Raw genomic sequence first — 23,843 nt, 5'->3', positions numbered from 1 at the left:
TTACGCCTTCTTCTGGTGTTGAGCCAATGCCGCTTTGACGAAGCCGCTGAACAGCGGATGGCCATCGCGAGGCGTCGAGGTGAACTCTGGGTGGAACTGGCAAGCGACGAACCATGGATGATCCGGTGCTTCGACCACTTCAACCAGCGCAGCATCAGCGGAGCGACCGGAAATCTTCAGGCCGGCCTCGATGATTTGCGGCAGCAGGTTGTTGTTCACTTCGTAACGGTGACGGTGACGCTCGACAATCACATCCTTGCCGTAGCAGTCGTGCACCTTGGAGCCGGCTTCGAGCAGGCATTCCTGAGCGCCGAGGCGCATGGTGCCGCCCAGATCGGACGATTCGGTACGGGTTTCGACTGCACCGGTGGCGTCTTCCCACTCGGTGATCAGACCGACAACCGGATGGCCGCTGGCACGATCGAACTCGGTGGAGTTGGCGTCTTTCCAGCCCATCACGTTACGGGCGAACTCGATGACCGCCACTTGCATGCCCAGGCAGATACCCAGGTATGGAACCTTGTTTTCGCGAGCGTATTGAACGGCAGTGATCTTGCCTTCCACGCCACGCAGACCGAAGCCGCCCGGTACGAGGATCGCGTCGACGCCTTCCAGCAGCGCGGTGCCCTGGTTCTCGATGTCTTCGGAATCGATGTAGCGCAGGTTGACCTTGGTGCGGTTGGTGATGCCGGCGTGACTCATCGCTTCGATCAGCGACTTGTAGGCGTCCAGCAGCTCCATGTACTTGCCGACCATCGCGATGGTGACTTCGTGCTCTGGATTGAGCTTGGCATCGACGACCTTTTCCCACTCGGAAAGGTCGGCGCCATTGCATTGCAGGCCGAAACGCTCGACGACGAAATCGTCCAGACCCTGAGCGTGCAGCACGGCCGGGATCTTGTAGATGGTGTCGACGTCTTCCAGGGAGATCACCGCACGCTCTTCAACGTTGGTGAACAGCGCGATCTTGCGACGCGACGACACATCCACCGGATGGTCGGAGCGGCAGATCAGCACGTCTGGCTGCAGGCCGATCGAACGCAGCTCTTTTACGGAGTGCTGGGTCGGCTTGGTCTTGGTCTCGCCAGCGGTGGCGATGTACGGAACCAGAGTCAGGTGCATCAGCATCGCGCGCTTGGAACCGACTTCCACACGCAGCTGGCGGATGGCTTCGAGGAACGGTTGCGATTCGATATCGCCAACGGTACCGCCGATTTCCACCAGGGCCACGTCGGCATCGCCGGCGCCCTTGATGATGCGACGCTTGATTTCGTCGGTGATGTGCGGAATCACCTGGATGGTTGCACCCAGGTAGTCACCACGGCGCTCTTTGCGCAGCACGTGCTCGTAGACACGGCCAGTGGTGAAGTTGTTGTTCTGGGTCATGGTCGTGCGGATGAACCGCTCGTAGTGGCCCAGGTCCAGGTCGGTCTCGGCGCCGTCGTGGGTGACGAACACTTCACCGTGCTGGAACGGGCTCATGGTGCCCGGGTCGACGTTGATGTACGGATCCAGCTTCAGCATGGTGACCTTAAGCCCCCGCGCCTCCAGGATGGCCGCCAATGAAGCCGATGCAATGCCTTTCCCCAAAGAAGAAACAACACCGCCCGTGACGAATATGTAGCGCGTCATGAAAAACCCTAGAAGTCTGCGTTAAAGCGGTCCGAGCCGCCGGGGAAAGCGAAGGAAGGCCGAAGCCCCCGATCACCTGCATTAATCACAGTGCACCTTTCAAAAAAACCGCCGCGTTGGGACAGACCGGAAGTGAAAACACCGGTACGTTGCTCGCTACACATTTTTTGGAATCGCCCAGCAAAGACTGCTTGGTAATCGGCAACTCCTGCAATTCAGGCGAATCCACAGAAGTTGTATCAAGAAGGGAGCGTAGTCTACCGGAATGCCCCCTTCAGCTCAAACCTTGATCTTCATCAAAAGGCACCCAATGCAATTGCCAGCCTTCCTGCACGTTGCCATCAAGCCCCGGCAGGTTCGCCACGGCAAGCAATTCCTCACCGCGAAACAGCAGCGGCAATCTGCCACGCACGAAGCCCGGCACCGCACGTTCATTGAGCAGGCGCTTGAGATCGCGATGACCGCGATCCGCCAGATGCATCACCTCGCCGCCCAGCCGATAGTGGATGCGCAGCGGCCCTGCGGGAGTCTGACCGCTGAACATGACACGCCCGTTATCGGGCAAGCGTAGCGCCAGCGAAGGGTCATGCCAGTCGCTGCTGACCACTGGCGCGCGCAACCATTGCCCGCTGAGCCACCACAGACGACCGGCGCTGCGGTGCAGCTCGCCATCCGCCAGACGCCAGACCGGCGAGGCATCGTTGCCGGCATCACGCAAATCGAGCCAACCCGACCAATGGTCGGTATCCGGCAGTCGGGTGAGCGGTTCCAGCCAATGACTGAGTGCATTTCTCTGGCGGGCATCGGACAACCCGGCGATGGCCGCAAACGCCAGCGATGGCAAACCCAGCCACTCGAAATCATCGGACAAGGTCGCTTGAGCCAGATCAATCTGCGCCAGCTCATCGAGCAAACCTTGCGCCTCACGCAAATGTGCCGCACTGCGGGCCATGCTGGCGTGAGCCTGCGGCCAGCGACCGGTCAGCAGCGGCATGACCTGATGGCGCAGGTAATTGCGCGAGAACTGTCGATCCTGATTCGACGGATCCTCTACCCAGCGCAGGCCATGGTCCCGCGCATAGACTTCCAGCTCGGCCCGCGTGACGTCGAGCAAGGGCCGAACCAGACTGCCCTGCCCCAACGCTCGTTGCGCCGGCATGCCGGAGAGGCCTCGGACCCCGGCGCCGCGCAACAGACGAAACAGCAGCGTTTCAGCCTGATCATCGCGGTGTTGTCCGGTCAATAACACATCGTTGGCCTGAATCGCCGCACTGAACGCCGCATAACGCGCATCCCGCGCCGCCCGCTCCAGGCTCGCCCCCGGCTGCACCTGCACACGCACCACCTGCAACGACACCGCCAGCTCATCGCAGACCGCCTGACAATGCGCCGGCCACGCGTCGGCCGCAGCCTGAAGGCCGTGATGGACATGGATGGCGCCTAGCGCCGGAAGGGATTCGGTTTTGGCGAGACTGGCCAGAAGGTGCAGCAGGACGGTGGAATCGAGTCCACCCGAGTAGGCGATGCGCCAATGGGAAGCACCGAGCCAGGGCTTGAGATGGCGCAAAAGCCTGGAAGGCAAATCAATCGTCGACTGATCCATTTCTTTCCCTTGGCACAAATCAAATGTGGGAGCGAGCCTGCTCGCGATAGCGGTGTAACAGCCAACGCATTGGTTGAATGTTACCCCTCATCGCGAGCAGGCTCGCTCCCACATCGGGTATTGCGCGGTCGACTTAGAGGCCGTAGCTCATCAGACGATCGTAACGACGCTTGAGCAGCGCTTCGTTGTCGAACTTCTTCAGCATCGCCAGTTGCGAGCTCAGCTCGGCGCGGATCGATGCCGCGGCAGCCGCCGGATCACGGTGGGCGCCGCCCAGAGGCTCGCCAATCACTTTGTCGACGATGCCCAGACCTTTCAGACGCTCGGCGGTGATGCCCATCGCTTCAGCGGCATCCGGCGCCTTTTCTGCGGTTTTCCACAGAATCGAAGCGCAACCTTCCGGCGAGATCACCGCGTAGGTCGAGTACTGCAGCATGTTCAGCTGGTCGCAGACACCGATCGCCAGCGCGCCGCCGGAACCACCTTCACCGATCACGGTGGCGATGATTGGGGTTTTCAGACGAGCCATGACGCGCAGGTTCCAGGCGATCGCTTCGCTCTGGTTGCGCTCTTCAGCGTCGATGCCAGGGTAGGCACCCGGGGTGTCGATGAAGGTCAGGATCGGCATCTTGAAGCGCTCGGCCATCTCCATCAGGCGGCAAGCCTTGCGGTAGCCTTCCGGGCGCGGCATGCCGAAGTTGCGGCGTACCTTTTCGCGCACTTCACGGCCCTTCTGATGACCGATCACCATCACTGGCTGGTCTTCCAGACGTGCCACGCCGCCCACAATGGCCGCGTCGTCGGAGAAGTGACGATCACCGTGCAGTTCGTCGAACTCGGTGAAGATGTGCTCGATGTAGTCCAGGGTGTATGGACGTTTCGGGTGACGCGCCAGACGTGCGATCTGCCAGCTGGTCAGCTTGCCGAAAATGTCTTCGGTGAGCGTTTTGCTCTTGTCCTGCAGGCGGGAGATCTCATCGCCGATATTCAGCGAATTGTCATTACCGACCAAGCGCAACTCTTCGATCTTGGCTTGCAGGTCGGCGATCGGCTGTTCGAAATCTAGAAAATTCGGGTTCATAGGCGTCCGTCTAGGGTCGTGTCCCAAGTGAGCTTGGGCCGGCCGGTTGTCTATTCGCGCCCTACCTTAAGGGAGAGGCGCGCTAAGGTCGAGATTAAAAATTCAGGTTGCGGGCAGGCGGTTTGATATCACCTGCCGGTCAACGGTATTGGAGGAAGACGTTGTCTCGCCCGAACTGGTCACGCAGGGCTTGAATCAAGGCATCCGCCGGGTCGATCCGCCAGGTCTCGCCAAACTGCAGCAAGGTCTTCGCATCAGGGCTGGTGTATTCCATGGTGATCGGGCACGCCCCGCGGTGACGCTTGAGCAAATCACCCAACCAGCGTAGTTGATCGCCTTTCAGGTCCTGGGTCTGCAACTTCAGGCGCAGGCTCTCGGCCAGGTTGGTGCGCGCATCTTCCATGCTCATCACCCGCTTGACCCGCAGGCGCAGGCCGCCGGAGAAGTCATCGTTGCTGACTTCGCCTTCGACCACCACCATCGCATCGGTCTGCAGCAGCGATTGCGCGGAGTGGAACGCCTCGGCGAACAGTGACGCCTCGATCCGCCCGGAGCGGTCGTCGAGGGTGATGAAGCCCATCTTGTCGCCTTTTTTGTTCTTCATCACACGCAGGGCAATGATCATCCCCGCCACGGTCTGGGTATCCCGGGCCGGTTTCAGGTCGATGATGCGCTGGCGGGCGAAACGGCGAATTTCACCTTCGTATTCGTCGATCGGGTGGCCGGTCAGGTACAGGCCAAGGGTGTCTTTTTCACCCTTGAGACGTTCCTTGAGGGTCAGTTCCTTGGCCTTGCGATGCAGTGCGTAAACGTCCGCATCTTCCTCGACGAACAGCCCGCCGAACAGGTCGGCATGGCCACTGTCGCGGGTGCGCGCAGTCTGCTCGGCCGACTTGATCGCCTCCTCCATCGCCGCCAGCAGTACGGCACGGTTGCGGTCGATGTTGGCCTGATAAGCCTTTTGCTCGTCATGGAAGTACGGGCCGAGGCGATCCAGCGCGCCGCTACGGATCAAGCCGTCCAGCGTACGCTTGTTGATGCGTTTGAGGTCGACCCGGGCACAGAAGTCGAACAGGTCCTTGAACGGGCCGGCCTGGCGGGCCTCGGTGATCGCTTCCACCGGGCCTTCGCCGACGCCTTTGATCGCGCCCAGGCCATACACGATGCGCCCTTCGTCGTTCACCGTGAACTTGAACTCCGAGGTATTCACGTCCGGCGCGTCGAGGCGCAGCTTCATCGTGCGCACTTCTTCGATCAAGGTCACGACCTTGTCGGTGTTGTGCATATCCGCCGACAGTACCGCGGCCATGAACGGCGCCGGGTAGTGAGCCTTCAGCCAGGCGGTCTGGTACGACACCAGGCCGTAGGCGGCGGAGTGGGATTTGTTGAATCCGTAACCGGCGAATTTCTCTACCAGGTCGAAAATGTTACCGGCAAGGTCCGCGTCGATATTGTTGGTGGCGCAACCTTCAATGAAGCCGCCGCGCTGCTTGGCCATTTCCTCGGGCTTTTTCTTACCCATGGCCCGCCGCAGCATGTCCGCACCACCGAGGGTGTAACCGGCCATGACCTGGGCAATCTGCATCACCTGTTCCTGATACAAGATGATGCCGTAAGTCGGTGCCAGGACGGGCTTGAGGCCCTCGTACTGGTAATCCGAGTGCGGATAGGCCAGTTCGGCGCGACCGTGCTTACGGTTGATGAAGTCATCCACCATGCCCGATTGCAGCGGGCCCGGACGGAACAGGGCCACCAGTGCGATCAAGTCTTCCAGGCAGTCGGGCTTGAGCTTTTTGATCAGCTCTTTCATGCCGCGGGATTCAAGCTGGAACACCGCGGTGGTTTCAGCTTTTTGCAGCAGCTGATAAGTCGGCTTGTCATCCAGCGGGATGAACGCGATATCCAGCGGCGGTTCGTTGACCTTGGCGCGGTCGCGGTTGATGGTTTTCAGCGCCCAGTCGATGATCGTCAGCGTTCGCAGGCCGAGGAAGTCGAACTTCACCAGACCGGCCGCCTCGACGTCATCCTTGTCAAACTGGGTTACCAGGCCGTCGCCAGCCTCGTCGCAATAGATCGGCGAGAAGTCGGTCAGCTTGGTCGGTGCGATCACCACACCACCGGCGTGCTTGCCGACGTTACGCACAACGCCTTCGAGCTTGCGCGCCATCTCCCAGATTTCCGCCGCTTCTTCATCGACCTTGATGAAATCGCGCAGGATTTCTTCCTGCTCGTAGGCTTTTTCCAGGGTCATGCCGACTTCGAACGGAATCATCTTCGACAGGCGATCCGCCAGACCGAACGACTTGCCCTGCGCCCGCGCCACATCCCGCACCACAGCTTTCGCCGCCATGGAACCGAAGGTGATGATCTGGCTCACGGCGTTACGGCCGTATTTTTCGGCCACGTAGTCGATCACGCGGTCGCGACCGTCCATGCAGAAGTCGACGTCGAAGTCGGGCATCGATACCCGTTCCGGGTTAAGGAAACGTTCGAACAGCAGGTCGTATTCCAGCGGGTCGAGGTCGGTGATCTTCTGCACATAGGCCACCAGCGATCCGGCACCCGACCCCCGGCCCGGGCCCACCGGCACGCCGTTGTTCTTGGCCCACTGGATGAAGTCCATCACGATCAGGAAGTAACCGGGGAACCCCATCTGGATAATGATATCCAGCTCGAAATTCAGTCGGTCGACATAGACCTGCCGCTTGGCTTCGTAGTCTTCAGTCGTGTCCCTTGGCAGCAGAACGGTTAACCGCTCTTCCAGACCTTCGAAGGACACCTTGCGGAAATACTCATCGATGGTCATGCCATCGGGGATCGGGAAGTTGGGCAAGAAGTGCGTGCCCAGCTTCACTTCAATGTTGCAGCGCTTGGCGATCTCGACGGAGTTTTCCACCGCATCCGGCAGGTCGCTGAACAGCTCGGCCATTTCCTCGGCGCTTTTCAGGTATTGCTGATCGCTGTAGTTCTTCGAACGACGCGGATCGTCAAGGGCCCGGCCCTCACCGATGCAGACGCGGGTTTCGTGGGCGGCGAAGTCTTCCTGCTTGATGAAACGCACATCGTTGGTCGCGACCAGCGGCGCACCGAGCTTGTCGGCCAGGGCCACTGCGCCGTGCAATTGTTCTTCGTCATTCGGACGATTGGTACGCTGGATCTCCAGGTAGAAACGATCCGGGAACACCGCCATCCATTCGCGCGTCAGGACCTCGGCCTCAGCGGGGTTGCCGCCGATCATGGCCATGCCGATTTCGCCTTCTTTCGCGGCGGACAGCATGATCAGGCCTTCGTTGGCCTCGGCGACCCATTCGCGCTCGATGATGATCATGCCGTTGCGCTGACCTTCGATGAAGCCACGGGAAATCAGCTCGGTCAGGTTGCGATAACCCAGGGCGTTCATGACCAGCAGGCTGATCCGGCTCAGCGGACCCTCCGGGTCCTTGTTCGACAGCCACAGGTCGGCGCCGCAGATCGGCTTGATCCCGGCGCCCATGGTGTTTTTATAGAATTTGACCAGCGAACACATGTTGTTCTGGTCGGTAACCGCAACGGCCGGCATGCCCATGCCGGTCAGGGCCTTGACCAGCGGCTTGATCCGCACCAGCCCGTCGACCAGGGAGTATTCAGTGTGCAGGCGTAGATGAACGAATGAAGCCGGCATAGTGATCCTGTCCAGTTACATAGAGACAACAAGGCCCGGATTGTACCGGGCCCTGAACAAAACATCAGCCTCGCCGCTAAACCTGCGTGAGACCTTCCAGCGCTTCATAAGCCTGCCGCACCGGGGCAAACGAACGCCGGTGAATCGGCGTCGGCCCGAGGCGCACCAACGCTTCCAGATGAACGGGCGTCGGGTAGCCTTTATGGCCACCGATGCCGTAACCCGGATAGATCAATTCGAACGCCGCCATCTCGCGGTCGCGGCTGACCTTGGCCAGAATCGACGCGGCGGCGATGGCCGGCACCTTGCTGTCGCCCTTGACCACTGCTTCGGAACGCATCGGCAGTTTCGGGCAGCGGTTGCCGTCGATCATCGCCAGTTTCGGCTGGATGTGCAGCCCCGCCACCGCGCGCTGCATCGCCAACATGGTGGCGTGGAGGATGTTCAACTCGTCGATCTCTTCGACTTCGGCACGGGCGATGCACCAGCTCAGTGCCTTCTCGCAGATTTCGTCGTAGAGCTTTTCACGCTTGGCTTCAGTGAGTTTCTTCGAGTCGTTGAGACCGAGAATCGGACGGTTCGGATCGAGGATCACCGCCGCCGTGACGACCGCACCGCACAACGGGCCACGACCGACTTCATCAACGCCGGCCACCAACTCTTCGACTTCGGCGACCAGGGTGAAATCCAGGCCCATCTGCATGCTTGTCTTGCTCATCGTGTTTGACCGATCAGGTTCAGAACGGCGTCAGCCGCCTGATTGGAGGCGTCCAGACGCAGGGTGCGGTGGATTTCGTCGAAGCCGCGCGTCTGCTCTTCGCCACCGTCGATCAACGGCGACAGGGTCTGGGCGAGCGCTTCGACCGTCGCATCATCCTGCAACAATTCCGGCACCAGCAGTCGCTGGGCCAGCAGGTTCGGCAGGGAGACGTAAGGGCTCTTGACCATGCGTTTGAGAATCCAGAACGTCAGCGGTGCCAGACGATAGGCCACGACCATCGGGCGTTTGTACAGCAGCGCCTCAAGGGTCGCCGTGCCCGACGCGATCAGGACCGCGTTGCACGCCGCCAGGGCCAAGTGGGATTTGCCATCGAGCAAGGTCACCGGCAAGTCGCGACCGGCCAGCAGCTCTTCAAGCTGGGCCCGACGCTCGGGATTGGCGCACGGTATGACGAAGCGCAAACCCGGGCGCATGGCGCGCAGGCGTTCGGCGGTATCGAGGAACAGCGCACCCAGACGACTGACTTCGCCGCCGCGACTGCCCGGCATCAAAGCCACCAGCGGGCCGTCCGGCAGTCCCAGTTCGGCGCGCGCAGCAGTGCGATCGGCTTCCAGTGGAATGGTATCGGCCAGCGTATGGCCGACGAACCGCACCGGTACGCCTTTCTCTTCGTAGAATCTGGCTTCGAACGGCAGCAGCGTGAGCATCAGGTCGCAGCCTTCGCGGATCTTCAGCACTCGCTTCTGCCGCCACGCCCATACCGAAGGGCTGACGTAGTGCACGGTCTTGATCCCGGCCTGACGCAGCTTGAGTTCGATATTGAGGTTGAAATCCGGGGCATCGATGCCGATGAACACATCCGGCTTTTCAGCGATCAGCGTGGCGATCAGGTCCTTGCGGCGCTTGAGCAGTTCACGCAGTCGCCCGAGGACTTCCACCAGCCCCATGACCGACAGCCGTTCCATGGGGAAGTAGGAGCTCAGGCCTTCGGCCTGCATCAACGGGCCGCCGACGCCGATGAACTCGACAGCGGGATGCTGTGCCTTGAGGGCACGCATCAGACCGGCGCCCAGAATGTCACCGGAAGCCTCACCCGCCACCAGCGCAATACGCAGATTGGCCATGATCAGCGGGTGATGCCGCGAGACGACGACTGGATGGAGTCACGGAACACCGCGACTTCCGGGAACTGGGCGGCAGGCTCGGCCAGTTCGGCCAGGGCTTGCTCGACAGTCAGTCCCTGGCGGTAGACGGTTTTATAGGCGCGTCGCAAGGCATGGATGGCATCCTCGCTGAAACCACGACGGCGCATGCCTTCGAAGTTCATGCTGCGCGCTTCGGCCGGGTTGCCGAACACCGTGACGAACGCCGGAACGTCCTTGCCGATAGCGGTGCCCATGCCGGAAAAGCTGTGGGCGCCAATGTGACAATACTGATGCACCAGGGTGAAACCGGACAGGATCGCCCAGTCCTCGACGTGCACATGCCCGGCCAACGCGGTGTTGTTGACCAGAATGCAGTGGTTGCCGATGACGCTGTCGTGGCCGATGTGGGCGTAGGCCATGATCAGGTTGTGATCGCCCAGGGTGGTTTCCGAACGATCCTGAACGGTGCCACGGTGAATCGTCACGCCTTCACGGATAACGTTATGGTCACCGATCACCAGGCGGGTTTCTTCACCCTTGTACTTGAGATCAGGCGTGTCTTCGCCTACCGAGGAAAACTGGTAGATGCGATTGTGCTTGCCGATTCGGGTCGGGCCTTTGAGGATCACGTGCGGCCCGATCACTGTCCCCTCGCCGATTTCCACACCTGCGCCGATGATCGACCACGGGCCGACCTCGACACCTTCAGCCAGTACGGCCGAAGGATCGATGATTGCGCGAGGGTCAATCAAACTCATACTTTTTGTTCCGCGCAGATGATCTCGGCGGAGCAGACCGGCTTGCCATCAACCGACGCCTGGCATTCAAACTTCCAGATCTTGCGCTTGCAGCTAATGAACGTGGCCTCAAGAATCAACTGATCGCCAGGCTTGACCGGCTGGCGGAAACGCAGTTTGTCGGAGCCGACAAAGTAGTAAAGCGTGCCATCAGCGGGCTTCACGTCGAGCATCTTGAAACCGAGAATCCCGGCTGCCTGAGCCATCGCTTCGATGATCAGGACGCCCGGCATGATCGGATGCGCAGGGAAGTGACCATTGAAGAACGGTTCGTTGATGCTGACATTCTTGTAGGCGCGAATTCGCTTGCCTTCAGTATCCAGTTCCACCACCCGGTCCACCAGCAGGAACGGGTAACGGTGAGGCAGGTATTCGCGAATCTCGTTGATGTCCATCATTTCGGGGGGAAGCCTATGTAAAGATTGGGAGCGCGACTGACGCGCACTCCTCTAGCAAATCAAGGAGGCAGTCCAGAGGCTGTGCACTCTTGATATGGAAATGGTATCAGCCTTCAGATGAAGCATTACCGCCAGGGGTCACTTCCCCTGCCCGCTTTTCCAGCTGTTTCAACCGTCGCGCGAGGTCATCGAGCTGACGGATGCGTGCCGCGCTTTTGCGCCATTCGGCAGCCGGCTGCATGGCTGTACCGGAAGAATAGGCACCCGGCTCGGTAATCGAGTGAGTCACCATGGTCATCCCGGTCAGGAAAACGTTGTCGCAAATATCGATGTGCCCTACCAGGCCAACACCGCCGGCGAGCATGCAGTGCTTGCCGATCTTTGTGCTGCCGGAAATCCCCACGCACGCCGCCATGGCAGTGTGATCACCGACCTGAACGTTGTGGGCGATCTGAATCTGGTTGTCGAGCTTCACACCGTTGCCGATCACGGTATCGGCCAACGCACCGCGGTCGATGGCGGTATTCACGCCAATCTCCACATCGTCGCCAATGGTCACGCCGCCGATCTGGGCGATTTTCTGCCAGATGCCTTTCTCGTTGGCAAAGCCGAAGCCTTCACCGCCGAGCACTGCACCGGACTGGATCACCACCCGCTTGCCGATGCGCACATCGTGATACAGCGTCACCCGCGGGGCCAGCCAGCCACCCTCGCCGATTTCGCTGCGGGCGCCGACAACGCAATGTGCGCCGAGCGTCACGCCCGCACCGATCCGGGCACCGGCCTCGATCACCACAAAGGGACCGATGCTGGCAGTCGAATCGACCACGGCGTCCGAAGCAATCACTGCAGTCGGATGGATACCGGCTGCGGATTTCGGCTTCGGATCGAACAGGTGAGAAATGCGTGCGTAAGCCAGATAAGGATCCGGCACCACCAATGCATTACCGGCATAACCTTCGGCATCAGCCGCTTTGAGCAGCAGTGCCGCCGCCTGCGAGCCAGCGAGGTATTTGCGGTATTGGGGGTTTGCCAGAAAGCTCAACTGAGCTGGGCCAGCCTCCTGCAAGGTGGCTAGCCCAGTAATTTGCTTCTCGGGGTCGCCACTCAGGGTGGCACCGAGGAACTCGGCCAACTGGCCGAGTTTGATAGTCACGGTCATGGGTTACTTCAGCTGATTCATGCGCTCGATAACCTGGCGCGTGATGTCATATTGAGGTTTGACATCGATCACTGCGCCACGCTCGAACACCAGGTCAAAACCACCTTTCTTGATGACTTCTTCCACTGCGCTATCCAGTTTCGGCTTGAGCTGCTTGAGCATTTCACGGTCAGCAACGGCTTTGGCTTCGTTCAGTTCCTTGGACTGGAACTGGAAGTCACGGGCCTTTTGCTTGAATTCCAGCTCCAGACGCTCACGCTCGCCCTGCTGCATCTTGTCGCCACCAGCCATCAAACGATCCTGAATGCCCTTGGCGCTGCTTTCCAGCGTCTTGAGCTTGGTCAGTTGAGGGCCGAACTTCTTCTCGGCATCCACAGCGTATTTCTTGGCTGCGTCGGATTCCAGCAGTGCCATCTGATAGTTCAGAACAGCGATTTTCATGTCGGCAAATGCCGGGCCTGCCACCAGTACGGAGGCCAGGAGAACCAATTGAGTCAACTTACGCACGATGCACTCCTACAAAATCCATTGTCGTTATCTTGGGTCAGACGCTTAGAACGTCTGGCCGAGGGAGAATTGGAACACTTGAGTTTCAGCGTTATCCGGTTTCTTGATCGGTGTGGCCAACGCGAAGCTCAAAGGACCCAGTGCGGTAACCCAGGTCACGCCGACACCGACGGAACTGGCCATGTTGCTCAGGCTGATGTCGTTGCATTGGGTATTGGCCTTCGAACCATCGGCGTTAGTGGTCGACTTGCAAGTCGAATCGAACACGTTACCGACGTCCCAGAATACCGATGTACGCAGGGAGCGCTGATCTTTCACGAACGGCAGTGGGAACAACACCTCGACACCACCCTGGATCAACACGTTACCGCCGAACGGCAGCGGATCCTGATCCGGGTCGGCGAGCGTACCGGTATTACCGGTTACTGCCTGACCACGGCTCGGCGTACTGCGCGGACCAAGGGTGCTGTCTTTGAAGCCACGAACCGAGTTGAAACCACCAGCATAGTAGTTTTCGTAGAATGGCAAGCCATCAGTCGAACCATAACCGTCGCCGTAACCCAGTTCGGTATGCAGACGCAGTGTGTAGTTCTCGGTGATCGGCTGGAACAGCTGGCCACGGTAATCAAGCTTGTAGAACGACAGGTCGCTGCCAGGAATGGTCGATTCCAGGGTCAGGCTCTGGGAACGGCCACGGGTTGGCAACACGCCTTTGTTCAGGGTGGATTCGGACCAGCCGGCCGACGCCTTGAAGTTCAGGTATTGGTCGCCTTCCTTCTTGACGAAGTCGAAAATCTCGTCAACGGTGTAAGTACCGGTCTTGATCTTGTCCTGCTGAGCGGACAGACCGAAGGTCAGACGCGAAGTCTCGCTGATCGGGTAGCCAACGTTCACACCGGCACCCAGGCTGTCCACCGCGTAGCTTGCTACGTCGACGTCGAGGTCTTTGTAGTCGGTGGTGCGATAGAACGCGTTGTAGCCCAGGCTCACGCCATCGGCGGTCCAGTAGGGGTCAACGTAGCCGAAGTTGTAACGGCTCTGGTATTCGCTTCGGGTCAGGCCGACGCTGACGCGGTTACCGGTACCCAGGAAGTTGTTCTGGGTGATCGAGCCACCGAGGATCAGACCGGCGCTCTGGGCGAAACCGACGCTGGCGGTGATCGAGCCGGAAGCCTGCTCTTCAACGCTGTAGTTCACGTCAACCTGGTCGTCGACACCCGGAACGGCCGGAGTTTCAACGTTGACTTCTTTGAAGAAGCCCAGACGCTCCAGACGGGTCTTGGACTGGTCGATCAGGTAGGTCGAAGCCCAGCCACCTTCCATCTGACGCATTTCACGGCGCAGCACTTCGTCTTCGGACTTGGTGTTGCCACGGAAGTTGATACGGTTGACGTAGGCACGCTTGCCCGGATCGACAGCGAACAGGATGTCCACGGTGTGGTCATCATCGTGCGGCTGCGGAACACCGTTGACGTTGGCGAAGGTGTAGCCCTCGTTACCCAGACGACGAGTGATCAGTTCCGAGGTGGTGGTCATCAGCTTGCGCGAGAACACCTGGCCTTTCTGCACCAGCAACAGCGACTTGACCTGATCCTCAGGAACTTTCAGGTCACCGCTGAGCTTGACGTCACGGACGGTGTACTTCTCGCCTTCGGTCACGTTGACGGTGATGTAGACGTGCTTTTTGTCCGGAGTGATGGACACCTGGGTCGAAGCGATATCCATGTTGATATAGCCGCGGTCCAGGTAGTAGGAACGCAGACGCTCCAGGTCACCGGAAAGCTTTTCACGGGCGTACTTGTCGTCGTTCTTGAAGAACGACAGCCAGTTGGTGGTTTTCAGCTCGAACAGGTCGGTCAGGTCTTCTTCGGGAAAAACCGTGTTGCCCACCACGTTGATGTGCTGAATGGCGGCGACGGTGCCTTCGTTGATCTTCACTTTCAGGCCGACACGGTTACGCGGCTGCGATACCACTTCGGTATCAACCGTGGCCGAGTAACGACCTTGTGCAACGTATTGACGTTGCAACTCGTTGCGCACGCCTTCGAGGGTCGCACGCTGGAAGATCTCGCCTTCGGCCAGACCGGATTGCTTGAGGCCCTTCATCAGGTCTTCGGTGGAGATCGCCTTGTTGCCTTCGATCTCGATGCTCGCGACCGATGGACGTTCGACGACAGTGATCACCAGAACGTTGCCTTCGCGGCCCAGCTGGATATCTTGAAAGAAACCGGTTTTGAACAACGCACGAGTGGATTCCACCAGGCGACGATCATCCGCCTGCTCGCCGACGTTCAACGGCAAGGCACCAAAGACGCTACCCGCGGAGACCCGCTGGAGGCCATTGACGCGAATATCAGAGATAGTGAAGGACTCGGCGTGAACTTCGGCGATCATCAATACGGTGAGAACCGCAGTTAGCAGCAGACGTTTCATGAAGTCCTTTCTTATTCCAACTGGCAATAAACAAACTGCCGCAAAATGCGGCAGATTCGCAATTCAGCGAAGCGTTACAGTCGACCCAGATCGTTGACCAGAGCAAGCAACATCACCCCGACCACCAAACTGATACCGATCTGTATCCCCCAACCTTGCACCCGATCCGACAAGGGACGACCACGCGCCCACTCGATCAGATAAAACAACAAATGCCCCCCATCCAGTACAGGAATGGGCAGCAAATTCAGAACCCCCAGGCTAATACTCAGATAAGCAAGGAAATTCAGGAAATCAGCGACACCCGACTGGGCAGAAGCGCCCGCCACTTTAGCAATGGTTATCGGTCCACTCAAGTTTTTTACCGAGAGCTCGCCGAACAGCATTTTCTTCAGTGAATCCAGCGTCAGGACACTCATGGTCCAGGTACGACGGGCACCCTCGCCAATCGCGGCCAAAGGACCATAACTGACCTCGCGGATCATCTCCGGCGGCCAGTCGACAGCTTTCACTCCCGCCCCCAGATAACCACTTGGCGATTTGCTCTCGCCGCGCGCAGCCAGGGTCACAGGGACGTCGATTTGAGCACCGTCGCGCTCAATGTGCAGCATGATTTTGGTATCAGGACGCGTACGAACGGTATCGACCACCTGCTGCCAGTCATCCAGCGCCTTGCCATCCAGCGCCAGCAGACGGTCACCGGTTTTCAGCCCGGCTGCCTGAGCCGGGCCTTTCGGATCGAGCTCAGCGAGAATCGGCGGCAACGCCGGACGCCACGGGCGAATACCCAGGGAGCGAATCGGATCGGGCTCGTCGGCACCCTTCAGCCAGTGATCGAGTGCAAGTTCACGTGGCGAATCAGCCGTGGAGCCCTGCTCACGCACCAGCACCTGCAAGGAACCGCTTTCCCCCAGACGACGCACCAATTGCAGATTGACCGCAGCCCAGCCAGTAGTCGGCTCGCCATCGATGGCAATGATTTCCTGGCCCGCACTCAGCCCGGCCTTTGCCGCGAGACTGCCGGACTCGACCGCACCAATGACTGGACGCACCTGTTCGCTGCCCAGCATGGCCAGCACCCAGAAGAACACCATGGCCAGCAGGAAGTTGGCGACCGGGCCGGCTGCAACGATGGCAATACGCTGACGAACGGACTTGCGATTGAAGGATTGATGAAGCTGATCAGCGGGCACTTCGCCTTCACGCTCGTCGAGCATCTTGACGTAGCCGCCCAACGGAATGGCTGCGACAACAAACTCAGTACCCTGCTTGTCGTGCCAGCGCAGCAATGGCATGCCGAAGCCTACGGAAAAGCGCAGAACCTTGACGCCACAGCGACGCGCGACCCAGAAGTGGCCGAATTCGTGAAAGGTGACCAGCACACCCAAGGCGATCAGGGTGCCGGCAATCATATAGAGCGCGCTCATCTACTTTCTCCGCATTCCTGTCCTATGCCGCGTGGAGCCTGTACCGCAGGGTCTATCGACCGTGACGGATCAACCATTGCCCGGCCAGAGCGCGTGCTGCCGCGTCCGCCGTGAACACCGCATCGAGATCATTCAGAGCAACCACTGGCTCGAGATTCAACACTTCCTCGATGATACTCGCGATTTCCAGGTAGCGAACCCGCCCGTCGAGAAACGCTGCCACTGCCACCTCATTCGCGGCATTGAGCATGGCCGGGGCACTGTTGCCGGCCTCGGCCGCCTGACGCGCAAGTCGCAGGCACGGGAAGCGCTCTTCATCGGGCGCTTCGAAGTCCAGGCGCGCGATGGCAAACAGGTCCAATGGCGCCACGCCGGAATCGATGCGCTCAGGCCAGGCCAGCGCATTGGCGATCGGGGTGCGCATGTCGGGATTGCCCAACTGCGCCAGCACCGAGCCGTCCACATAATCAACCAGAGAATGAATCACGCTCTGCGGATGGATCACCACTTCGACTTGCGACGGCCTGGCATCGAACAACCAGCAGGCCTCGATCAACTCGAGGCCCTTGTTCATCATGCTGGCCGAATCCACGGAAATCTTGCGCCCCATGGACCAGTTCGGATGAGCACAGGCCTGGTCGGGTGAAACATGCGCCAGTTCGGCCATCGGCGTCTGCCGGAAAGGACCGCCGGAAGCTGTCAGCAAAATCCGACGTACGCCGACAGTACTCAAGCCACGGGCAAAATCCTGCGGCATGCACTGGAAAATCGCATTGTGCTCGCTGTCGATTGGCAGCAGGACCGAACCGCTCTTGCGCACAGCGTCCATGAACAAGGCGCCGGACATCACCAGCGCCTCCTTGTTGGCCAGAAGGATCTTCTTGCCTGCCTCGACCGCCGCAAGGGTCGGGCGCAGACCGGCGGCGCCGACGATGGCCGCCATTACGGCATCCACCTCAGGGGCGGCCGCGACCTGACACAGGCCCTCCTCCCCCACCAGCACCCGCGTCGACAGCCCCGCGGCACGCAAGTCGTCCTGCAAGCCACGAGCGGCGCCGACTTCCGGCACGACTGCAAACTGAGGGACATGGCGCACGCACAAGGCAAACAGCTCACTGAGACGAGCAAAGCCGCTCAGTGCAAAAACCTGATATCGCTCAGGGTGACGAGCAATGACATCAAGGGTGCTCCGACCGATCGAGCCGGTTGCCCCCAATACGGTAATCTGCTGCGGGCGACTCACGGCGCAGCCATCCACAGCAACACCGCGAATACCGGGATCGCCGCTGTCAGACTGTCAATGCGATCCAGTACGCCGCCATGACCAGGCAGCAGATTACTGCTGTCCTTGATGCCGGACTGGCGCTTGAACATGCTTTCCGTCAGATCGCCCACCACCGAGATGAACACAATCAGCGCAGCGCCGATCAGGCCCTTGAACAACTGCGCCACCGTCCAGTCACGAAACAGAGCGACCAGCGTGGTGATCACCAGGCTCAGCGCCAGACCGCCATACACGCCTTCCCAGCTTTTACCCGGGCTGACTTGCGGGGCCAGCTTGCGCTTGCCGAAAGCACGGCCGGAGAAATAGGCACCGATATCGGCGCCCCAGACCAGCACCATCACTGCCATGATCAGCCAGTTGCCCAGCGGGTATTGCTTGATCTGGACCAGCCCTTGCCAGGCCGGCAGCAGAATCAACAAACCGATCACCAGTTTGCTCGCGGCGCTGGCCCAGCGCTCGCTGGAGCGCGGATAGGTCAGCACCAGCCAGGTCGCCACCGCCCACCAGATCACCGAGGCGCCGAGCACCCAGGGTGCCAGCCCCGGCAGAATGTACATGACGAACAACATCAGCGCGACCACTGCCGCATAACCGACGCGGAACGATTGCGCAGTAAAGCCGGCCAGGCGCGCCCATTCCCAGGCACCCAGACTCACGACCAGCCCGATGAACAGCGCAAAACCGGAACCCTCGAGCAGGAAAAACCCGCCCAGGGCGATCGGCAGCAGGATCAGCGCAGTGATGATTCGTTGTTTAAGCATTAAACCCGGGCTCCAGCTTCGATCTGCTCGCTCGTTTTACCGAAACGACGCTGACGCGAAGCGAAATCGGCCAGCGCAATACGCATGGCATCGTGTTTGAAGTCCGGCCAGAACAGGTCGGAGAAGTACAACTCGGCATAAGCCAGTTGCCACAGCAGGAAGTTGCTGATGCGGTGCTCGCCGCCAGTGCGGATGCACAGATCCGGCAGCGGCAGGTCACCGGTCGCCAGACAGGCTTGCAAAAGATCCGGCGTGATGTCTTCCGGACGCAGATGCCCGGCCTGAACCTCACGAGCCAGACGCTGCGCCGCTTGCGCGATATCCCACTGACCGCCGTAGTTGGCAGCGATCTGCAGGACAAAACGATTGGCGCCCGCGGTCATGGCCTCGGCTTCGCGCATGGCAGCTTGAAGCTCGGGATGAAAACGCGAGCGGTCGCCAATGATGCGCAGACTGATGTTGTTGTCGTTGAGGCGCTTGGCCTCACGACGCAATGCCTTGAAGAACAGGTCCATCAAGGCACTGACCTCATCGGCCGGGCGCTGCCAGTTCTCACTGGAAAAGGCGAACAGGGTCAGCACCTCGACCCCGGCCTCGGCACACACCTCGATCACTGCCCGAACAGCGTCCACGCCCGCTTTATGCCCGGCGACACCCGGCATAAAGCGTTTTTTCGCCCAGCGATTGTTGCCATCCATGATGATCGCGACATGGCGCGGCACCGCGGACGGCGCAGTCTGCTTGGTCTTATCCATTTAAAGCTCGACCCTTATACGGCCATCAGGTCTTTTTCTTTCTCTGCCAGCTTCGCGTCGATTTCAGCCACGAACTTCTTGGTCAGGTCGTCGATTTCGCCAGTGGCACGACGTTCTTCGTCTTCACTGATTTCTTTCTCTTTAACCAGATCCTTCAGCGAGCTGTTGGCATCGCGACGAATGTTGCGCACGGCAACACGAGCGTCTTCAGCCACGTCACGCGCCTGCTTGGTGAAACCACGACGGGTTTCTTCAGTCAGGGCCGGCATGCTGATCAGCAGCAGTTCACCGAGGTTGGTCGGGTTCAGGTTCAGACCCGCGCTACCAATCGCCTTGTCGACAGCACCGAGCATGTTGCGCTCGAACGCAACCACTTGCAGGGTACGGGCGTCCTTGACGGTGATGTTGGCCACTTGCTTGATCGGGGTATCGGAACCGTAGTACGGAACCATTACGCCCTCCAGGATGCTTGGGTGCGCTTGACCGGTACGAATGCGGCCGAAGTTGTGAGCCAGAGACTCGACGGACTTCGTCATGCGCTCTTTAGCGTCTTTCTTGATTTCGTTGATCATTGTTGACCTTCCTCGATCAGGGTGCCTTCAGCGCCGCCATGGACGATGTTCAGCAGGGCACCAGGCTTGTTCATGTTGAATACGCGCAGCGGCATCTTGTGGTCGCGGCACAGGCAGATGGCCGTCAGGTCCATTACGCCCAGCTTGCGATCCAGTACTTCATCATAAGTCAGATGATCGAACTTCTCGGCATGCGGGTCTTTGAACGGGTCGGCAGTGTAGACGCCGTCGACCTTGGTCGCCTTGAGCACGACGTCCGCATCGATTTCGATTGCGCGCAGGCAGGCTGCCGAATCCGTGGTGAAAAACGGATTGCCGGTACCGGCCGCGAAAATCACCACGTCCTTGGAGTTCAGGTGACGCATGGCCTTGCGACGATCATAGTGATCGGTCACACCGACCATGGAGATGGCCGACATCACGATGGCCGAGATATTGGCACGTTCCAGCGCATCGCGCATGGCCAGGGCGTTCATCACAGTGGCCAGCATGCCCATGTGGTCGCCCGTGACCCGATCCATGCCGGCCTTGCTCAGCGCTTCACCGCGGAACAGGTTGCCGCCACCGATCACCAGACCGACCTGAACACCGATACCGACCAGCTGGCCGACTTCCAGCGCCATGCGATCCAGCACTTTCGGATCGATCCCGAACTCTTCCGAGCCCATCAGGGCCTCGCCGCTAAGCTTGAGTAGAATGCGTTTATAGCGAGCCTGATAACCACTGCCCTGCTGAGCCATTGCGAATCTCTCCTGCGGCGTATTTAAAAATTCTTTGCGAGCTGTTTACAGCTGGCGTTCACTCTAGCTTGGCGCTGCTTCAGCGCCATCGGAACATGGCTTTGTAAGTCAGTTCCAAGGGGAAACCAATTAAAAATTGGTAACCCTATCTGAAAAGAGGCTGCGCGCGTGAGCGGGCAGCCTCTTTCGGGCGACAGTTGAAAAACCGTCTTATTGCTTGGCGGCAGCCAGCTGGGCAGCAACTTCTTCAGCGAAGTTGTCGACCGGCTTCTCGATGCCTTCGCCTACTTTGAAGTAGGTGAAGGAAACGATTTCAGCACCGGCTTTCTTGGCCAGATCGCCAACCTTGACTTCAGGGTTCTTGACGAACGCCTGCTCAACCAGGCTCGCTTCTGCCAGGAACTTGCTGATACGGCCTTTGACCATGTTCTCAACAATGTTTTCTGGCTTGCCTTTGATCTTCTCTTCGTTCAGCTGCAGGAACACAGCCTTCTCACGCTCGATCGCTTCGTCGGAGACTTGCGAAGGCAGCAGGAACTCAGGGTTGCTTGCAGCAACGTGCATCGCGATGTCTTTGGCCAGCTCGACGTCACCGCCTTTCAGGACAACAGCAACACCGATCTTGTTACCGTGCAGGTAGGTGCCGACAACGTCACCCTCTACGCGTACCAGACGACGGATGTTGACGTTCTCGCCAACTTTGGCAACCAGAGCTTCACGAGCCGATTCTTGAGCGGCGATCAGCGGAGCTGCGTCGGTCAGTTTTTCGTCGAAGGCTTTTTCTACGCTGGCAGCAACGAAGTTTTTGAAGTCGTCTTGCAGGGCCAGGAAGTCGGTCTGCGAGTTGACTTCCAGCAGTACGGCTGCCTTGTCGTTCGACTTGATGGCGATTGCGCCTTCAGCGGCAACGTTGCCAGCTTTCTTGGCAGCCTTGATCGCGCCCGAAGCACGCATGTCATCAATGGCTTTTTCGATGTCGCCGTCAGCCTTTTCCAGGGCTTTCTTGCAATCCATCATGCCTTCGCCGGTACGCTCGCGCAGTTCTTTAACCAACGCTGCAGTAATTGCTGCCATTTTCAAATTCCTCTTGGATAGGTTTTCAACCATTCCACCCGATCGAACGGGCGTTCAATTCTTCCCGAGCCACCTTGTAGCCGCTGCACGTTACAGATGCTGTAGCTGCGCTGCCGACAAGTTGGTTTTCGAGGTGGCAAAAAGGGGGCCAAGCCCCCTTTTTGCTTACTGAGTCAACGCCAGGGCGTCAATTACTCAGCTGCAGCCTGAGTTTCTTCAGCTGCGAACTCAACAGTACCGCCAGCAACGTTGTTGCGACCGCGGATTACTGCGTCAGCCATCGAACCCATGTACAGCTGGATAGCGCGGATTGCGTCATCGTTGCCTGGGATGATGTAGTCAACGCCTTCCGGGCTGCTGTTGGTATCGACAACGCCGATGACCGGGATGCCCAGCTTGTTGGCTTCGGTGATCGCGATGCGCTCGTGGTCAACGTCGATCACGAACAGTGCGTCTGGCAGACCGCCCATGTCCTTGATGCCGCCCAGGGAGCGATCCAGCTTCTCAAGATCACGGGAGCGCATCAGCGCTTCTTTCTTGGTCAGCTTGGCGAAAGTACCGTCTTCGGCTTGTACTTCAAGGTCACGCAGACGCTTGATGGAAGCACGAATGGTTTTGAAGTTGGTCAGCATGCCGCCCAACCAGCGGTGATCGACGTACGGCGAACCGCAACGTGCTGCTTCTTCAGCAACGATCTTGCCAGCGGAACGCTTGGTGCCGACGAACAGAATCTTGTTTTTGCCCTGGGCCAGACGCTCTACGAAAGTCAGAGCTTCGTTGAACATTGGCAGGGTTTTTTCAAGGTTGATGATGTGAATCTTGTTACGCGCGCCGAAAATGTATTTACCCATTTTCGGGTTCCAGTAACGGGTTTGGTGACCGAAGTGCACACCGGCCTTCAGCATATCGCGCATATTGACTTGGGACATGATAGTTCCTTGATAAGTCGGGTTGGGCCTCCACGTATCCCAATGACCAACCCCTGATCCAAGGATCAAAGGCACCCAGGTCATCGTGTCGACACGTGTGTGGGTTAATGCTCCCGGAGCTATCCCCGGAAAGCGGCGCATTTTATATCACAGGAAGGGCGCAAACGGAACCCGGAATCTGTAATCGCGTCAGGGACATGGGCGCCAGCCCCTTGGAATCGCCCTGCCGCGCACTATTGTATAGGTCGAAGCGATGCACGCAGGCGCGGATTTGCGCCTTTGGTCTGTTAGAATCGCGTTTTTCAGGGCCACCAGGCGAAAACCGCCGCCCTGCCCGTATCAACAAGCGCCGCCGAGCGCAGAGAGAGCCTGTATGACCGTCACCCTCAAAACCCCCGAGGACATCGCCGCCATGCGTGTCGCCGGCAAACTGGCCGCCGATGTGCTGGAAATGATTGCCGAACACGTCAAGCCGGGCGTGACCACCGATGAGCTGAACCAGATCTGCCACGACTACATTGTCGACGTGCAGAAGGCCATCCCTGCCCCGCTCAACTACAAGGGCTACCCGAAGTCGATCTGCACCTCGATCAACCACGTGGTCTGCCACGGCATCCCGAACGACAAGCCGCTGAAGAACGGCGACACCCTGAACATCGATGTCACCGTGATCAAGGACGGTTACCACGGCGACACCAGCCGCATGTTCCACGTCGGCACCGTGCCGGTCTGGGCCGAGCGCCTGTCCCAGGTCACCCAGGAATGCATGTACAAGGCGATCGAGATCGTCAAACCCGGCTGCCGTCTCGGCGACATCGGCGAGATCATCCAGAAGCACGCTGAAAAGAACGGCTTCTCCGTGGTGCGCGAGTTTTGCGGTCACGGCATCGGCAAGGTGTTCCACGAAGAGCCGCAGATCCTGCACTACGGCCGCGCCGGCACCGGCATGGAACTGAAGGCCGGAATGACCTTCACCATCGAACCGATGATCAACCAGGGCAAGGCCGACACCAAGGTACTGGGCGACGGCTGGACCGCGATCACCAAGGATCGCAAGCTGTCGGCACAGTGGGAACACACTTTGCTTGTCACCGACACCGGCTACGAGATCTTCACCCTGCGCAGCGATGACACGATCCCGCGCGTATCGGCCTGATCCC

General features: G+C 59.4%; 20 protein-coding genes. 1 reads left to right on the top strand and 19 read right to left on the bottom strand.

The annotated features are described in order from the left end of the window. The 19 genes from IF199_RS05885 to rpsB all read right to left on the bottom strand — a co-directional run bounded on the left by IF199_RS05885 (position 1) and on the right by rpsB (position 22,683). On the bottom strand, positions 1-1,632 hold the full coding sequence (locus IF199_RS05885) for a CTP synthase (RefSeq protein WP_096819617.1): 1,632 nt from the start codon (positions 1,630-1,632) through the stop codon (positions 1-3). Positions 1,633-1,906: 274 nt separating this feature from the next. After that, positions 1,907-3,235 (bottom strand): tRNA lysidine(34) synthetase TilS, encoded by a 1,329-nt coding sequence (gene tilS, locus IF199_RS05880; RefSeq protein WP_192559907.1) that lies wholly within the window; start codon positions 3,233-3,235, stop codon positions 1,907-1,909. Positions 3,236-3,368: 133 nt separating this feature from the next. Then, positions 3,369-4,316: an acetyl-CoA carboxylase carboxyltransferase subunit alpha gene (locus IF199_RS05875; protein ID WP_085748116.1), complete on the bottom strand. Its 948-nt coding sequence runs from the start codon at positions 4,314-4,316 to the stop codon at positions 3,369-3,371. A 139-nt stretch (positions 4,317-4,455) separates the two neighbouring features. Beyond that, positions 4,456-7,977: a DNA polymerase III subunit alpha gene (dnaE, locus tag IF199_RS05870; RefSeq protein ID WP_096819619.1), complete on the bottom strand. Its 3,522-nt coding sequence runs from the start codon at positions 7,975-7,977 to the stop codon at positions 4,456-4,458. Positions 7,978-8,053: 76 nt separating this feature from the next. Next, the gene (rnhB, locus tag IF199_RS05865; protein ID WP_085712847.1) at positions 8,054-8,680 is read right to left on the bottom strand and encodes a ribonuclease HII; all 627 of its coding nucleotides are present in this window, start codon (positions 8,678-8,680) and stop codon (positions 8,054-8,056) included. A gap of 11 nt (positions 8,681-8,691) precedes the next feature. Then, positions 8,692-9,822: a lipid-A-disaccharide synthase gene (gene lpxB / locus IF199_RS05860; RefSeq protein ID WP_096819620.1), complete on the bottom strand. Its 1,131-nt coding sequence runs from the start codon at positions 9,820-9,822 to the stop codon at positions 8,692-8,694. A 2-nt stretch (positions 9,823-9,824) separates the two neighbouring features. Next, a complete protein-coding gene (gene lpxA, locus IF199_RS05855) occupies positions 9,825-10,601 on the bottom strand; it encodes an acyl-ACP--UDP-N-acetylglucosamine O-acyltransferase (RefSeq protein ID WP_085712845.1) in 777 nt (258 codons plus the stop codon). Further along, positions 10,598-11,038, bottom strand: a complete 441-nt coding sequence (fabZ, locus tag IF199_RS05850; protein WP_016771469.1) for a 3-hydroxyacyl-ACP dehydratase FabZ — start codon at positions 11,036-11,038, stop codon at positions 10,598-10,600. Before fabZ ends, lpxA begins: the two co-directional genes overlap by 4 nt. A gap of 106 nt (positions 11,039-11,144) precedes the next feature. Continuing rightward, the gene (lpxD, locus tag IF199_RS05845) at positions 11,145-12,200 is read right to left on the bottom strand and encodes a UDP-3-O-(3-hydroxymyristoyl)glucosamine N-acyltransferase (RefSeq protein ID WP_096819621.1); all 1,056 of its coding nucleotides are present in this window, start codon (positions 12,198-12,200) and stop codon (positions 11,145-11,147) included. Positions 12,201-12,203: 3 nt separating this feature from the next. Beyond that, a complete protein-coding gene (locus IF199_RS05840; protein ID WP_003222140.1) occupies positions 12,204-12,707 on the bottom strand; it encodes an OmpH/Skp family outer membrane protein in 504 nt (167 codons plus the stop codon). A gap of 45 nt (positions 12,708-12,752) precedes the next feature. Continuing rightward, the gene (gene bamA / locus IF199_RS05835) at positions 12,753-15,140 is read right to left on the bottom strand and encodes an outer membrane protein assembly factor BamA (RefSeq protein WP_192559906.1); all 2,388 of its coding nucleotides are present in this window, start codon (positions 15,138-15,140) and stop codon (positions 12,753-12,755) included. Positions 15,141-15,214: 74 nt separating this feature from the next. After that, positions 15,215-16,567 carry a sigma E protease regulator RseP gene (rseP, locus tag IF199_RS05830; RefSeq protein WP_192559905.1) on the bottom strand — a complete coding sequence of 451 codons (1,353 nt, stop codon included), beginning with the start codon at positions 16,565-16,567 and terminating at the stop codon, positions 15,215-15,217. Between the two features lie 52 nt (positions 16,568-16,619). Next, positions 16,620-17,810: a 1-deoxy-D-xylulose-5-phosphate reductoisomerase gene (gene ispC / locus IF199_RS05825; RefSeq protein ID WP_192559904.1), complete on the bottom strand. Its 1,191-nt coding sequence runs from the start codon at positions 17,808-17,810 to the stop codon at positions 16,620-16,622. Continuing rightward, positions 17,807-18,613: a phosphatidate cytidylyltransferase gene (locus IF199_RS05820; RefSeq protein WP_096819625.1), complete on the bottom strand. Its 807-nt coding sequence runs from the start codon at positions 18,611-18,613 to the stop codon at positions 17,807-17,809. The genes ispC and IF199_RS05820 overlap by 4 nt, the downstream gene beginning before the upstream one ends. Beyond that, positions 18,613-19,368: a polyprenyl diphosphate synthase gene (gene uppS, locus IF199_RS05815; protein ID WP_192559903.1), complete on the bottom strand. Its 756-nt coding sequence runs from the start codon at positions 19,366-19,368 to the stop codon at positions 18,613-18,615. Before uppS ends, IF199_RS05820 begins: the two co-directional genes overlap by 1 nt. Positions 19,369-19,382: 14 nt before the next feature. Next, positions 19,383-19,940, bottom strand: a complete 558-nt coding sequence (gene frr / locus IF199_RS05810) for a ribosome recycling factor (RefSeq protein ID WP_096819627.1) — start codon at positions 19,938-19,940, stop codon at positions 19,383-19,385. Next, positions 19,937-20,680 carry a UMP kinase gene (gene pyrH / locus IF199_RS05805; protein WP_003222124.1) on the bottom strand — a complete coding sequence of 248 codons (744 nt, stop codon included), beginning with the start codon at positions 20,678-20,680 and terminating at the stop codon, positions 19,937-19,939. Before pyrH ends, frr begins: the two co-directional genes overlap by 4 nt. A gap of 210 nt (positions 20,681-20,890) precedes the next feature. Continuing rightward, positions 20,891-21,754, bottom strand: a complete 864-nt coding sequence (gene tsf, locus IF199_RS05800) for a translation elongation factor Ts (protein WP_096819628.1) — start codon at positions 21,752-21,754, stop codon at positions 20,891-20,893. 191 nt (positions 21,755-21,945) lie between these two features. Beyond that, positions 21,946-22,683: a 30S ribosomal protein S2 gene (rpsB, locus tag IF199_RS05795; RefSeq protein ID WP_003222119.1), complete on the bottom strand. Its 738-nt coding sequence runs from the start codon at positions 22,681-22,683 to the stop codon at positions 21,946-21,948. A gap of 373 nt (positions 22,684-23,056) precedes the next feature. On the opposite strand from rpsB, the gene map reads away from it, so the two are divergent. Further along, complete coding sequence (map, locus tag IF199_RS05790) at positions 23,057-23,839, top strand: type I methionyl aminopeptidase (protein ID WP_096819629.1); 783 nt, start codon at positions 23,057-23,059, stop codon at positions 23,837-23,839. Positions 23,840-23,843 lie beyond the last annotated feature (4 nt).

The sequence above is a fragment of the Pseudomonas allokribbensis genome (genome assembly GCF_014863605.1).
GTDB classification, from domain to species: Bacteria; Pseudomonadota; Gammaproteobacteria; order Pseudomonadales; family Pseudomonadaceae; genus Aquipseudomonas; species Aquipseudomonas allokribbensis.
The sequence above is the reverse complement of the archived record's forward strand: the minus strand, read 5'-3'. Positions and strand labels throughout refer to the sequence as shown.

What these genes read in the sequence shown, in the direction of transcription:
- IF199_RS05885 (WP_096819617.1), bottom strand. Translation starts at nt 1,632, where the DNA reads ATGACGCGCTACATATTCGTCACGGGCGGTGTTGTTTCTTCTTTGGGG.
- tilS (WP_192559907.1), bottom strand. Translation starts at nt 3,235, where the DNA reads ATGGATCAGTCGACGATTGATTTGCCTTCCAGGCTTTTGCGCCATCTC.
- IF199_RS05875 (WP_085748116.1), bottom strand. Translation starts at nt 4,316, where the DNA reads ATGAACCCGAATTTTCTAGATTTCGAACAGCCGATCGCCGACCTGCAA.
- dnaE (WP_096819619.1), bottom strand. Translation starts at nt 7,977, where the DNA reads ATGCCGGCTTCATTCGTTCATCTACGCCTGCACACTGAATACTCCCTG.
- rnhB (WP_085712847.1), bottom strand. Translation starts at nt 8,680, where the DNA reads ATGCAGATGGGCCTGGATTTCACCCTGGTCGCCGAAGTCGAAGAGTTG.
- lpxB (WP_096819620.1), bottom strand. Translation starts at nt 9,822, where the DNA reads ATGGCCAATCTGCGTATTGCGCTGGTGGCGGGTGAGGCTTCCGGTGAC.
- lpxA (WP_085712845.1), bottom strand. Translation starts at nt 10,601, where the DNA reads ATGAGTTTGATTGACCCTCGCGCAATCATCGATCCTTCGGCCGTACTG.
- fabZ (WP_016771469.1), bottom strand. Translation starts at nt 11,038, where the DNA reads ATGATGGACATCAACGAGATTCGCGAATACCTGCCTCACCGTTACCCG.
- lpxD (WP_096819621.1), bottom strand. Translation starts at nt 12,200, where the DNA reads ATGACCGTGACTATCAAACTCGGCCAGTTGGCCGAGTTCCTCGGTGCC.
- bamA (WP_192559906.1), bottom strand. Translation starts at nt 15,140, where the DNA reads ATGAAACGTCTGCTGCTAACTGCGGTTCTCACCGTATTGATGATCGCC.
- rseP (WP_192559905.1), bottom strand. Translation starts at nt 16,567, where the DNA reads ATGAGCGCGCTCTATATGATTGCCGGCACCCTGATCGCCTTGGGTGTG.
- IF199_RS05820 (WP_096819625.1), bottom strand. Translation starts at nt 18,613, where the DNA reads ATGCTTAAACAACGAATCATCACTGCGCTGATCCTGCTGCCGATCGCC.
- uppS (WP_192559903.1), bottom strand. Translation starts at nt 19,368, where the DNA reads ATGGATAAGACCAAGCAGACTGCGCCGTCCGCGGTGCCGCGCCATGTC.
- frr (WP_096819627.1), bottom strand. Translation starts at nt 19,940, where the DNA reads ATGATCAACGAAATCAAGAAAGACGCTAAAGAGCGCATGACGAAGTCC.
- pyrH (WP_003222124.1), bottom strand. Translation starts at nt 20,680, where the DNA reads ATGGCTCAGCAGGGCAGTGGTTATCAGGCTCGCTATAAACGCATTCTA.
- tsf (WP_096819628.1), bottom strand. Translation starts at nt 21,754, where the DNA reads ATGGCAGCAATTACTGCAGCGTTGGTTAAAGAACTGCGCGAGCGTACC.
- rpsB (WP_003222119.1), bottom strand. Translation starts at nt 22,683, where the DNA reads ATGTCCCAAGTCAATATGCGCGATATGCTGAAGGCCGGTGTGCACTTC.
- map (WP_096819629.1), top strand. Translation starts at nt 23,057, where the DNA reads ATGACCGTCACCCTCAAAACCCCCGAGGACATCGCCGCCATGCGTGTC.